Below are 12496 nucleotides of genomic sequence, written 5' to 3' on the forward strand. Positions count from 1 at the left end.
CCGATGCTCGGTGCACGGCCATGAAACGGGCGCGAAGGCCAGCGTTACGGGTGGGTGGCGGCGGACGTCGCGGGCGTGGCGCCCGGCTTGTTCGCGCACGCGGCACGATTCAGCCCGCGGGTTGCGTCCGTGTCGTCAGAAGTAGCCAGCCGGGCGAGGCAGTCGTCGTAGGTTTCGTGACTGCTCGGTGCATTGAGGGCGAAGTACGCGGCGGCCACGGCGATAGCCAGGGCGATCGCAATCCAGGGCGCATAGTCGGCTAGGGTTCGGCGCATCGGAGGAGGGGCGTCAACGTGATAACGGCGCCCATAGTGGCGGTCGCCGCCCGCCTTGTCGACTTCGACGGCGCGTGAGGACGTCTAGCCCCCGGCTTCACGATCTTCCCATGGCAGCAAGGCGAATCTTGACCTGTCGCAAAACCGGGGAAACGGCTCATGGCCACCGAACACACCAACGCTCTCGGCGCCATGGCAGCCAGCAAGCTGCTTACGATGGCGACGGGTGGGCGCTGGGGTCCGACGATTCTCATCCTCGCGGCGATCATCCTGCTGCGCCGACGTGCAGCGGCACGCGCTGCGGGAAGGGATCTAAAGCGCATTGAATAATGCGCTTACTCCTTTGTCTTATGGTTGTCTTCACCCGTGTCGTCGAGCGGATCGCCTGAGGCGTCCGTCTCCGGTTCACGGGTCGGCGTGCGTGGATCGCTCGGCGGATCGTTCTGGCCGGGATGTTGCGGCGGGCGATTTTTCTCATTAGCCAAGAGGTGTGCTCCGGTCGATAGGGGAGCATCCACCTTGCAGCGATGACGTTGACGATACCGTGCCCGCTGCGTGAGGACGAGGTGGTCGTCGCTCAGTGAATCTTGCGTTTCCGGGCGGAAATCACCGTGTCACCCGGGACAGCGATGCCGGCAAAGACGGCTGACGCCTGGCAACAGGCTTGGTCGGTCAACAAAGGTGTCACGACGGCCATCCATCCTTCTGCGAATGAGCTCTCATCTTGCGGCCGGCATGCCGGTGTATACCGACACATCGCTTCTGCCAGCGCGGCTATCAGTGCGGACGGGTCGGGATGCGTGGCGAATGCGGCGTCGAGCGCCGATTCCAATGCGGCGAGTTTACCGAGGAGGTAAGTGGTGTCTTCCATGAGAAAAGCATGTCCTTACGTGTACGCCTACAAACAGGCGTGGGCGACGATGACACGAACATCAGGTCATGTCACCTCACGCAGCACGGCGTCTACCGCTACAGGCTGGCGTGACCGAGGTTGATGATATGTACACGCTGGTTGTCTCGCCTGCACATCTGGCATTGTATGCGTCCGCAGGCCGCGCGCGATCGATCCGCGCGCAACGAAGCACAGTCGGCCCAGGGAGGGCACTAAATGATTAACGTTGTATTGGTCGACGACCATGAACTGGTCAGGACCGGTTTCCGGATGATCCTGCAGCAGCAAGCGGATTTCCGGGTCAGGGGAGAAGCGGGTACGGCGGAAGAGGGCCTGCGGCTCATCCGTACGCTTGCGCCGGATATCGCGCTTGTGGACGTCCACATGCCGGGCATGAGCGGGGTCGAACTGACCGAGCGTGTAGTGCGCGCCAAGCTGCGCACGAATATCGTCATTCTCACCATCGTCGATGACGCGCGCTTTCCGAAGCGGCTGCTCGATGCGGGTGCGCTTGGGTACCTGACCAAGGGTTGCTCGTCGGACGAGCTTCTCAGTGCCGTACGCCAGGTAGCTTCAGGTCGGCGCTACCTCGCTCCGTCGGTGGCACAGCAGCTCGCCCTCGCCACGCTGGACGGCTCGGAGTCGCCCTTCGATACCCTGTCCACCCGTGAGATGGAAGTCTCGATGATGCTGGTTCGCGGGATGCCGCTTACCTCCATCGGAGAGCGGCTGAACCTGAGCCCCAAGACGGTGTCCACGTACAAGCAGCGCCTGATGGAAAAGCTGCACGTCGATCACGTCGTGGGCCTCGCTCACCTGATGACCGTGCACGGGTTGCTCGACACGCACAACCATCAGGTTGGTAGTTGAGATAGTTCGTAACTCGTGACAAAAAAACGCCGGGCATTGCCCGGCGTTTTTTTGGGGAGACCGAAGCCTCCCTGCCTTTTGCTTAGTGCTCGTCGCGCGGCGTGTCACCGTGCGGCGGTTCCTGACGCGGACGCGTCAGGAGGTCACCCTGTGCGGGCGGAGCCACGACGGGGGCAGGTGCCGGAACGGGTGCAGCAACCGGCGCGGGCGCCGGAGCGGCAACCGGGGCAGGAGCAGCGTCCGGGGCAGGAGCAGCGTCCGGGGCGACAACCGGCAGCGGTGCATCAACCGGAGTAGCGACAGGAGCCGCCACCGCAACTGGAGCCGGGGTCGGGGCCGGAGCCGGTGCGTCGACCGGAGCCGAAACCGAAACCGGTGCCTGCACAGGTGCCGCTACCGGTGTCACAACCGGCTCCGACGCATGACCTGCTTTCGGAGCCGCAGCTTCCGGAGTCATCGGCGTCGGCTCGGGCGCGGCCACGACGATTTCTGCGTCGGTCGGTGTCGGCGTCGGGGTGGCAGGAGCGATGACAGGCTTCGGCGTTTCGACCGGGGCCGGTGTTTCGACAGCGGCTTCGACGACCGGAGTCTCAGCGGTCGTATCCGGCAACATGCCGCGAGCCGGCGTGTCGAGCACGGACGCCTGCTTGGCCGACGTCGCAAGCTCGATCGACGGCTCTTCCACCGCCGGGGCGACGGCGACCGGTGCTGGGGCGACTGGCGCCGCAGCGACCGGTGCGGGCACCGGCGCCTCGACCGACACCGGATTCGACGTCAGCGGTGCATCGGACTCGGTCTGACGGCGCTCGGTGGTACGTGTCTGCGCCGAGTCGGCCGGCGTGGCCGGGTCGACAGGGTGGGCGTGCGACGTGACCGGAGCGGACGTGCCCGGGATCGGCGGCAGCTTGGGCAGCGAGCCGAGGGTCAGTGCCGACGGCACCGACTCGTCGTCCGTGGCGAAAGCGGCGGGCTGGGTAGCTTCGTTGCGCGGGGCGCCCACGGCGAACGCGTTCTCGGCAGCGGCTGCCGTATCGAGCATCGGCGGCACGCTGGCACTGTCACGCGTCGTGCGAGCCGGCGCGGTATCGGCGACGTCGTCGCTGTCGCCGTCCTCGTCATCGAGATCGTCAGCGTTGCCGCCTTCGATCGAACCGGCCTGCGTACCGTCTTCCTGGCGACGACGGCGGCGACCGCCGCGACGGCCACGACGACGGCGCTGGCCACCTTCGGTGTCCTTGGTGTCGGTGGACGGTGCGCTGCCATCGGCGGCAAGCGAGCCCTCGACCTGGGTGAGGGCCTCGTCGGTGATGACCGGCGACACGCCTTCCTCGTCCTTCAGCGGAGCGTTGGGCCGCTCGGCCGGGACGTGCACGGCACCCGGTGCGGCCGTCTGGGCAGCACCGGCGACCAGCGTGGTGGCCTTTTCGATCTTCTCGACTTTCTCGCCCTGCGGCTGACGCTCGCCGCGTGGCTGGCGACGGCCCTGGCCTTCGCCGGCCTGGCCCTGCGGCTCCTGGCCCTGACGACCGCCCTGGCGGCCGCCCTGCTGCTGTTCCTTCGGCTGGCGCGGCTGCTTCTCTTCGCCCTGACGCGGCTCGCCCTGGCGCGGTTCACCTCGGCCCTGCTTGTTGCCGCCCTTGGCCTGCTGCTGGCCCTTCGGCTGCTGCTGCGCGTTGTCCTTACGCTCGCCACGTTCACCGCGCTCGCCGCGCTGACCCTGCTGGCGCTGCTCGTTGTTCTTGTTGCGCCCTTCGTTGCCACGGCGGTCGTCACGGCGCGGATTGCGCTCGTTGCGGCTACCGCTGCCCTGGCGCGATTCGTCGCGACGGGCCGGTGCCGGCTCGGCCGCCGGGGCTGCCGGTGCGGAGGAACCGAACAGGCCACCGAAGAGGCGCGAGAGGAAGCCGCCCTTCGCGGCCGGAGCGGCGGCGACCGGACGTGCCTTGGCGGCGGCGACCGGTGCAGCCGGCGTCTCGTCTTCGTCGTCGCGGATGGGCGCCGGCGTGGACGGAACCACGCCGGTCACCAGCGGCTGCTCGCCGCTGCCCAGGGCCTGGCCCATCTTCGGCAGGGCGACGGCGACCACCGGGGTGGTGCGCTCGTAGCTCGGCTTGCTGTGCTCGCCCATGTCCGCCTCGCGGATACGGGTGATTTCCAGGTGCGGGGTCTCGAGCTTGTCGTCGGCGACGACGACCACGTGCACGTTATGGCGCAGCTCGATCTCGACGACGCTGGCGCGCTTCTCGTTGAGCATGAAGTTGGCGACCGCGGGCGGCGCCTGCACCAGGACCTGCCCGGTGTTTTCCTTCATCGCGTGCTCTTCGATGAGACGCAGGGTGGAGAGGGCGAGCGATTCCACGCTGCGGATGTGGCCGTGGCCTTCGCAACGCGGGCAGACGATCTGGGTGGCTTCGCCGAGGCTCGGACGCAGGCGCTGACGCGACATCTCGAGCAGGCCGAAGCGGGAGATACGACCGATCTGGACACGGGCGCGGTCCGCCTTGAGGGCGTCCTTGAGGCGCTCTTCGACCTCGCGCTGGTGGCGCGGGCTGTCCATGTCGATGAAGTCGATGACGATCAGGCCGCCGGCGTCACGGATGCGCAGCTGGCGGGCGATCTCACTGGCGGCTTCGAGATTGGTGTTGAACGCCGTCTCTTCGATGTCGCTGCCCTTGGTCGCCTTCGACGAGTTGATGTCGATGGCGGTCAGGGCTTCGGTCTGGTCGATGACGATCGAACCGCCGGAGGGGAGGCGGACGTTGCGCTCGAAGATGCTCTCGATCTGGGTTTCGATCTGGTACCGCGAGAACAGCGGCGTCGGATCCTGATAGAGCTTGAGCTTGCGCAGGTTGTTCGGCATGACCTGCTGGACGAAGTCGCGAGCGTCGCTGAACAGCTGCTCCTCGTCGATCAGGATTTCGCCGATGTCGTTGCGCAGGTAGTCGCGCAGGGCGCGGATGAACAGCTTCGATTCCTGGTAGATCAGGAACGGGGCTTTCTGCGAGTTGGCTGCGCCGGAGATCGACTTCCAGAGCTGCAGGAGGTAGTCGAGGTCCCACTGGAGCTCCTCGGCGTCGCGGCCCATGCCGGCGGTACGCACGATCAGGCCCATGTCGTCGGGCACCGAGAGGTGCTCCATCGCTTCCTTCAGGGCCTGGCGGTCTTCACCCTCGATGCGGCGCGAGACGCCACCGGCACGGGGGTTGTTGGGCATCAGCACCATGTAACGACCGGCGAGGCTGATGAAGGTGGTGAGGGCGGCACCCTTGTTGCCGCGCTCTTCCTTCTCGACCTGGACGATGATTTCCTGGCCTTCCTTCAACAGCTCGCGGATGTTGGACTTGCCTTCCGCGTTCGGGTTGAAGTATTCGCGGGCCACTTCCTTCAGCGGAAGGAAGCCGTGGCGCTCGGCGCCGTAGTCGACGAAGCAGGCTTCGAGAGACGGCTCGACGCGGGTGATGCGCCCCTTGTAGATGTTGGCTTTTTTCTGTTCCCGGGACGGGATTTCGATATCGAGATCGTAAAGATTCTGGCCATCGACGATGGCCACGCGCAACTCTTCGCGCTGAGTCGCGTTGATCAACATACGCTTCATTGTAATTCCTCGACCTTGCCGCGCGGCCGCGGGCCGCGGTGGCGCCCTTTGGGGCGGCCTGCCGGGGATCGCGCCGCAGCGGTGAGGCTTCAAGCGGCATGGGATCCGGGACCGATACCTGGACCCGGCGTGATTCGTGATAAGCGCCTTGCAACCGGTCCGCGTCCTTACGGATTAGCCGGACAACCGCAACCCGAACCGTTACGATGTGGGGTGTGCTCACCTTCCGACCCCTCGGACGGAATGGCATGACACTCGCCTTACGTGACGGTACAGGCACCCCGCGAGAGATAAGTCTTCAGCGGAGCCTGGCGCTCGCCGAGTATCCTATCAAATTCGAGTTTTATCAATGCAGACGGTAACTTCCCTCGACGGCGGCCAAGGTGTGCGCATCGTCGAAATCGGTCCCGAGCGGGACGGTCAGCGCGTGGACAACGCCCTGATGACCATGCTCAAGGGAGTGCCGCGCAGCCTGGTCTACCGCATCCTGAGAACGGGCCAGGTTCGTATCAACGGCAAGCGGGCCAAGCCGGAAACGCGCCTCGCCCTGGGCGACATGTTGCGGATCCCGCCGGTCCGTGTGGCCGAGCGTGAGGAGGGCGTGGCCCCCTCCGGCATGGTCAAGTCGGTCGCCGACGCGGTGATCTTCGAAGACAAGCACTTCCTGGTGATCGACAAGCCGGTCGGTATCGCGGCCCACGGCGGCAGCGGTGTCAGCCATGGCGCCATCGAACTGCTGCGCGCCGCCCGGCCCAACGAGCACCTCGAGCTGGTCCATCGCCTCGACCGCGATACCAGTGGCGTGCTCGTCCTGGCGAAGTCGCGGTCGGGCCTCACCGGGCTTCAGGCCCTGATCCGCGAAAACACGGTCACCAAGCAGTATCTCTGCCTGATGACCGGCACCCCGCGGAAGGCCAAGTTCGACGTCAACGCGCCCCTGCTCAAGTCCGTGATGCACGGTGGCGAGCGGCTGGTCCGGGTCGACGACGCCGGTAAACCCTCGCTCACCTACTTCAAGGAACTGGAGCAGTACCCGAACGCCCGCCTCATGCAGGCGACCCTGGGTACCGGCCGGACCCACCAGATCCGCGTGCATGCCCAATACGCCGGCCACCCGCTGGCCGGTGACCCGAAGTACGGCGACGAGGCCGCGAACAAGCGCTTCCGCGCCATGGGACTGAAGCGGATGTTCCTGCATGCGGCCCGGATGAGCTTCGACCTGGACGGCAGGAACTACGATTTTTCCTCGCCGTTGCCCGACGAACTGAAGGCGTTCCTCGACAAACTGGCCGGCTGAGTCGTCTTACCGGTCGAGCCGTCTCAGCCGAGGAACCGGGCGCTCACTTCCAGTGAGCGCAGGATGCCGCCGGCGAGACAGGCCTGCAGGAGCAGGGCGCTGAGCGCATGGGCCAGGGCCACCGGAAAGAGGGCCCGGTGGTGCAGGTACCACCAGGCCCAGCCCAGCTCGGCCACGAAACAGAGCTGCATCAGCAGGCCGTTCGGGGTGTGGAGCAGGGCGAAGGCGAGGGCAGCGAGCAAGACGGCCAGCGGTCGTGGCAGCGCTCGCGCCAGCAAGGCGGCGACGACCGCCAGGATCAGCCACTGCTGGACGAAGGCCCAACCTATATAGAGGAGGGCGCGTCCGGCTGCCGGCCACGCGGGCGCATGACCGGCCACGGCGACGATGGCGATGGCCACCGGCAGGGCGAGCAAGGGCCATCCCACCGTCCGCCATGCGCCGAACCAGCGCCAGCGAGGAAGCTGGCGTCGGATTCCCAGCAGGACCGCGTAAGCCACGCCGAGCACGAACATGGCGATGCCTGAGGCGACCGGTTTACTCGACAGGCCCAGCCCGGCGATGAACCACACCGGCCCCGCGATCACGAGCAGGGCTTCGATCGGCCCCGCCCTGGCCGGCGAGTCAGCGGTCTCCTGGCCGGGCTTCATGGCCTTGCGCATCGCGGGGACGATGATCAGCAGCAAAGCATAGAGAAGCGGTGCCGCCCACGGTTGCCACGCGGGCGCGGGCGGCGATACCCGGGCATCGCCAAAGCTCGCCGTCGGTGCGGTCGCCCGTCGGGCATCGCGCCAGTCGAGCAGGCCTTCGGCGGTCAGCCCGTCTGGCAAGGCCGTGGCGTCCGGTGGCGCCCACGCCGGTGCGGGTACCAGCGACGCGTCGTGAAGCGTGAGCGTCTGGCCGGCGGGAAGCGTGGCCGTGAGCCGGAGCATGGCTGCCCGGGCAGGCAGGATCGCGGCATGGCCGGCCGCGTCGGCCCACTTCATGCGGTCCAGTCGGAGGGCACGCACCAGCGGACCCGGCCCAAACTCGCCCAGGTCCGCATGGACGATCGGCGCTTGCAGGGTCTGGCGTAGGTCGATGCCATAGTGACCCCTGGCCGAGGCCGAGGCATCGAGGCGAAGGGTGGTCAGGGCGCGCAGGTCGGCCTGGCGGTTCAGCGGGAAGCCGACCTGCAGCGGTGAGCCGTCGGTCGCCGTGACCTGCAGGCCATTCGGCAGCGGCTTCAGCCGCCCACCGCCGAAGGCGCGTCCCGCCACGACATCGTCGCTGTCGCGGAGATGCCAGTGCCAGGGCGACGATCCAGCGGCATAGGCAGCGCGATCCTGGGCGCTGTCGCGCTCGATCGTCGCGCGGACGAGGGTCGCCGCGAACCAGGGCAGGGCGAAAAGCGAGCCGAGTGCCAGCAGCACCGCCACGACGGCGGTCCAGCGGGGCGGCAGCGTTCGCACCTCAGCGATCGAGCAGGGCCTCGACGCGCGCGGCGCAGATCATGTCGTTCAGCGACAGGCCGCCCACGTCATGGGTGGACCAGAGCACCTGGCAATGGCCGTAACCGGCTTCGAGATCCGGATGGTGGTCTTCCTGGTTGGCCATGAAGCCGACCGCATTGATGAAGCCCAGCGTGTGGTGGAAATCCTTGAACGGGAAGTCCTTGACGATGGCCTTGCCGTCCGCCGTGACCTTCCAGCCGGGAAGGGCGGCGAGATGACCGTCGATGGCCGCCCGATCGAGCGCATGCTCGGCGCCCTTGCGGGGCGTGCAGTGCTGGCTGGCGAGGGGGGGAAGGGTCATGGGAGGTTTCCGTACGTTGAAAGCGCGAAGCGTCGGCCGTCGCGGTTGAATTGTCAAAAGGCGGCGTCCACTAAACAGTACTAGAATGGTGCTATATCCGGCGCTCCCCACGCCGGACCTCCCCTCGGAGCCTTTCATGATCGACATCTCGGAGCGCGCCCAGGCGCATTTCCAGCGCCTGCTCTCGCAGCAGGGCGACGACGACCTCGGCATTCGCGTGCGCGTGGTCCATGCGGGCACGCCGTCCGCCCAGTGCGAGCTGGAGTTCTGCTCGACCTCGGAGCTCACCGGCGACGAGTGGACCATCGAGTGCACGGGCTTCAACCTGTACGTGGACGGCGAGAGCGCACGCTGGCTGGACCCCGCCAGCATCGACTACGAGACCACGGAAACCGGTAGCCAGCTCAATATCCGTGCGCCGCGGATCAAGGGTGAGGCACCGGGCGAGGGCGCAGGCCTGATCGAGCGCGTCCAGTTCGTGCTGGAGTCCGAGATCGCACCGCAGATCGCCTCGCACGGCGGGCGCATCTCGCTGGTGGAAGTCGCTGCCGGCAATATCGTGGTGCTCCGCTTCGGCGGCGGCTGCCACGGTTGCGGCATGGTCGACGTCACGTTGAAGAACGGCGTGGAGAAGACCCTGCGCGAGCGCATTCCGGAGATCACCGAGGTGCGCGACGTCACCGACCACGAGACGGGCGAGAAGCCGTATTTCGCCAAGGCCGCTGGCTGAAGCAACAAAAAAGCCCGCGTAAGCGGGCTTTTTTGTGTGGGAGCCGATTCATCGGCGATGGGTGCTTGCCGGCTCCCACCACGTCCTGGTTGTGCTCAGTCGCTGCCCTGGATGTGATGCTCGAGCCCATCCAACTTGGTCGGCATGGTGGCGAAATACGCCGAGACATCGTCGATGTCCTGGTCGGACAGCGTGGCGGCGAAGCCCTTCATGATCGGGTTGCCGCGGCGGCCGTCCTTGTATTCGTGCAGGGCCATCGCGAGGTAGTCGGCGTACTGGCCGGCCAGTCGCGGGTACTGCGGGTCGACGGCGTTACCGTCCTGGCCGTGGCAGGCCACGCAGGTGGCGATCTTGGTCTTGCCGCGCACGGGATCACCGGCGGCGAAGGTCTGGGTGGCGGTCAGCGCGAGCAGCGCGCCCACGGCGAGCAGGGAAAAACCACGGATCATCATTCGTCCTCGGCGGCTTACTTGGCGAGACTGGAGAGGTAGGCGGCAACGTCCGCGATTTCCTCATCGGACAGGCTCTGCGCCTGGATACCCATCGTCGGGTGGGTGCGCTCGCCGCTCTTGTAAGCCTTGAGGGCGTTGACGATGTACTGCTCGTTCTGGCCGGCGATATGCGGCACGTGGTACTCGGGGTAAGCGTTGGCATAGCCCGGCACGCCGTGGCAGCCGTTGCAGGTATAGACCAGCGTCCGTCCCTTGGCCTTGTCCCCTTCGGCGTGCGCAGCGGATGCGGCGCACAGTGCTACAGCGATCAGACCAACCAGTTGCAGACGCTTCATTAAGAGTTCCCTGGGTGCCGGGCGGGGCCGGGGTTGAAAAGCCGTCGAAGTATAGAGGCGTGTCGCGACGACCGACAACTCAGGGTAGCAGGGGACTCAGAGCAGGCTGCGAATAATGTGGAAGCCCGCAATGTATTCGCCGGCGATCGTGCCCATGCAGACCAGGAAGAAGTTGAGCAGGGTCCGCGCCACGCGGTTCTTCCACCAGCCCGTCCAGTGGGTGATGTCGTCGCGAAGGTGCTCGAAGTCGACCACGCGCGGCTTGCGGATCCACGCCTCGGCCATGGCGCTGAAGGCGCCGGAGGGGATGCCGGGACGGAATGGCTTCAGCGGTCCGGCGACGAAGGCGGCAACGATCGACAGCGGATGACCGCCGGCGATCAGGGCGCCCAGCGCCGACAGGCCACCGGTCAGCAGGATCCAGCTCTTCACCGCGTCCGCGCCAAGGCTGGGACTGCGATAGAAGGCGAAACCGATGGCGACGAAGATCGCCAGGACCAGGCCGACGGCGAGGATCTTCGGCCAGGCCGACGCGGGCGGCGTGACGGCGAGGTCGTCCGCCAGGCCCTGCGCGTCACCATGCTGGTGGGCCAGTTGCTCGCTCATGCCCTTGAGGTGGCCGGCGCCGATGACGACGAGAACCTTGCGCGTCGGCGCTTCCGGGTCCATGCGCATGCCGTTCTCGCGCAGGCGCGCGGCCATGAACGTGTCGCGCTCGGCGATCAGCGCGTGATACAGCGGCGCCGAGTTGGTCGCGAATTCGCTGAAGGCGCTCTCGAGCAGGTCGGATTCCTTCAGCTTCTCGATATCGGCTTCGGCGATTTCCTCGCGTTCGAACACGCTGCCGAGCATGCCGGCCAGCAGGCCGAAGCGCTGGACGAAGCCGACGCTGCGCCAGGCGCGCTTGAGCGTTGTGCCGACTTCGCGGTCGACCAGCCACACGGGAAGGTTGCGCGCGTCGGCGCCGTCCATCGCGGCTTTCATCTCGGCACCGGGTTCGATGCCGTACTGCGCTGCGAGACGTTTCTGGAAGGAGCCGAGCACCAGGCTCGCGGCGACCATGCCGGCCTTACCCTGGCGGATCACCTGGAACAGGTCGAGCTGCTTGAAGGCCTCGGGATCGCGGATGCCATGCGCTCGACTGGCGCATAGCTCGACCGCGACCGCATCGAAGTGCTCGGTCTCGAGCAGGGCTTCCACCGCGTGCACGCTCGCTCGGGAGACGTGAGCCGTGCCGAGGATGACGTAGTCCACGCCGTCGCGCCTCATGCGCTCGATGGGCTGGCCTTCCAGGGCGGCGGGGAGCGTTTCGTCGTGCTCGGCAGGGATCATGCGCTCGGAGTCCTTAAGAGGGGGATCAGTCGCGGAAACGCTTGGTCAGGTCGCCGTAGGCGTCGATGCGGCGGTCGCGCAGGAACGGCCAGATGCGACGGACATGCTCGCTACGCTCCATGTCGACATCGCAGATAAGCAGTTCGCGGCCATCCGTGCCGGCCTGGGCGATGAACTCGCCCTGCGGGCCCGCCACGAAGCTCGAACCCCAGAACTGGATACCGCTGCCCACGTTGGAAGGGTCCGCCTCGTAGCCCGTGCGGTTGCACGAGAGCAGGGGCAGGCCGTTGGCGACCGCGTGGCCGCGCTGCACGGTGATCCAGGCTTCGCGCTGGCGTGCCTTCTCGGCATCGTCGTCGTTCGGATCCCAGCCGATCGCGGTGGGGTAGAACAGGATATCGGCGCCGGCCAGCGCCATCAGGCGCGCGGCTTCCGGATACCACTGGTCCCAGCAGACGAGCACGCCGAGTTTGCCGACCGAGGTCTGGATCGGATCGAAACCGAGGTCGCCCGGCGTGAAGTAGAACTTCTCGTAAAACGCCGGATCGTCGGGGATGTGCATCTTGCGGTACTTGCCGGCGATCTCGCGCGAGCGATCGAAGACCACGGCGGTGTTGTGATACAGGCCTGTGGCGCGCTTCTCGAAGATCGAGGCGATGACGACGAGCTTGAGCTCCTCGGCGAGCTTGCCGATGCGCTCGGTACCCGGGCCGGGAATGGTCTCGGCGAGGTCGAACACGTCCACGCTCTCGCGCTGGCAGAAGTATGGGCCGTTGTGCAGTTCCTGCAGCAACACCAGTTCCACGCCGGCCTTGGCCGCTTCGCGCAGGCCGGCTTCGATGGCATCCAGGTTGCCGTCGCGGCTGCCGCGGTCGGTTTCCTGGAGCAGGGCGACCTTGAGGGTCTTGCGGGTCATCGTTTTTC

Annotated in this window: 13 protein-coding genes; 4 read left to right on the forward strand and 9 right to left on the reverse strand. The window is 66.7% G+C overall.

All coding sequences use genetic code 11. The features are described 5' to 3' along the window. Positions 1-44: 44 nt before the first annotated feature. Positions 45-275, reverse strand: a complete 231-nt coding sequence (locus tag BJI69_RS14600; RefSeq protein ID WP_046969123.1) for a hypothetical protein — start codon at positions 273-275, stop codon at positions 45-47. A gap of 159 nt (positions 276-434) precedes the next feature. On the opposite strand from BJI69_RS14600, the gene BJI69_RS22545 reads away from it, so the two are divergent. After that, positions 435-605 (forward strand): hypothetical protein, encoded by a 171-nt coding sequence (locus BJI69_RS22545; RefSeq protein WP_154670750.1) that lies wholly within the window; start codon positions 435-437, stop codon positions 603-605. A 247-nt stretch (positions 606-852) separates the two neighbouring features. On the opposite strand, the gene BJI69_RS14605 is transcribed toward BJI69_RS22545, so the two are convergent. Continuing rightward, complete coding sequence (locus BJI69_RS14605) at positions 853-1146, reverse strand: hypothetical protein (protein WP_046969124.1); 294 nt, start codon at positions 1144-1146, stop codon at positions 853-855. Positions 1147-1383: 237 nt separating this feature from the next. Here BJI69_RS14605 and BJI69_RS14610 point away from each other — a divergent pair, with 237 nt between their 5' ends. Then, positions 1384-2037, forward strand: a complete 654-nt coding sequence (locus BJI69_RS14610) for a response regulator (RefSeq protein WP_046969125.1) — start codon at positions 1384-1386, stop codon at positions 2035-2037. 82 nt (positions 2038-2119) lie between these two features. Here the strand turns inward: BJI69_RS14610 and rne are convergent, their stop codons facing one another. After that, positions 2120-5632: a ribonuclease E gene (gene rne / locus BJI69_RS14615; protein ID WP_071924985.1), complete on the reverse strand. Its 3513-nt coding sequence runs from the start codon at positions 5630-5632 to the stop codon at positions 2120-2122. Positions 5633-5981: 349 nt separating this feature from the next. Between rne and BJI69_RS14620 the strand changes: the two genes are divergently transcribed. After that, on the forward strand, positions 5982-6929 hold the full coding sequence (locus BJI69_RS14620; RefSeq protein ID WP_071924986.1) for an RluA family pseudouridine synthase: 948 nt from the start codon (positions 5982-5984) through the stop codon (positions 6927-6929). Positions 6930-6952: 23 nt separating this feature from the next. Here BJI69_RS14620 and BJI69_RS14625 read toward each other — a convergent pair whose 3' ends face one another. After that, the gene (locus tag BJI69_RS14625) at positions 6953-8380 is read right to left on the reverse strand and encodes a CPBP family glutamic-type intramembrane protease (RefSeq protein WP_046969126.1); all 1428 of its coding nucleotides are present in this window, start codon (positions 8378-8380) and stop codon (positions 6953-6955) included. A gap of 1 nt (position 8381) precedes the next feature. Next, the gene (locus tag BJI69_RS14630) at positions 8382-8723 is read right to left on the reverse strand and encodes a 4a-hydroxytetrahydrobiopterin dehydratase (protein ID WP_046969127.1); all 342 of its coding nucleotides are present in this window, start codon (positions 8721-8723) and stop codon (positions 8382-8384) included. A gap of 136 nt (positions 8724-8859) precedes the next feature. Between BJI69_RS14630 and BJI69_RS14635 the strand changes: the two genes are divergently transcribed. After that, the gene (locus tag BJI69_RS14635; RefSeq protein ID WP_046969128.1) at positions 8860-9453 is read left to right on the forward strand and encodes an NfuA family Fe-S biogenesis protein; all 594 of its coding nucleotides are present in this window, start codon (positions 8860-8862) and stop codon (positions 9451-9453) included. Positions 9454-9548: 95 nt separating this feature from the next. On the opposite strand, the gene BJI69_RS14640 is transcribed toward BJI69_RS14635, so the two are convergent. The 4 genes from BJI69_RS14640 to BJI69_RS14655 all read right to left on the reverse strand — a co-directional run bounded on the left by BJI69_RS14640 (position 9549) and on the right by BJI69_RS14655 (position 12488). Then, a complete protein-coding gene (locus BJI69_RS14640) occupies positions 9549-9902 on the reverse strand; it encodes a c-type cytochrome (protein WP_046969129.1) in 354 nt (117 codons plus the stop codon). Positions 9903-9919: 17 nt separating this feature from the next. Continuing rightward, positions 9920-10240, reverse strand: a complete 321-nt coding sequence (locus BJI69_RS14645) for a c-type cytochrome (RefSeq protein ID WP_046969130.1) — start codon at positions 10238-10240, stop codon at positions 9920-9922. A 96-nt stretch (positions 10241-10336) separates the two neighbouring features. Beyond that, positions 10337-11572: a TraB/GumN family protein gene (locus BJI69_RS14650; protein ID WP_046969131.1), complete on the reverse strand. Its 1236-nt coding sequence runs from the start codon at positions 11570-11572 to the stop codon at positions 10337-10339. Between the two features lie 25 nt (positions 11573-11597). Further along, a complete protein-coding gene (locus BJI69_RS14655) occupies positions 11598-12488 on the reverse strand; it encodes a carbon-nitrogen hydrolase (protein ID WP_046969132.1) in 891 nt (296 codons plus the stop codon). Positions 12489-12496: the final 8 nt, after the last annotated feature.

Origin of the sequence: Luteibacter rhizovicinus DSM 16549 (assembly GCF_001887595.1) — a bacterium.
Lineage (GTDB): Bacteria > Pseudomonadota > Gammaproteobacteria > Xanthomonadales > Rhodanobacteraceae > Luteibacter > Luteibacter rhizovicinus.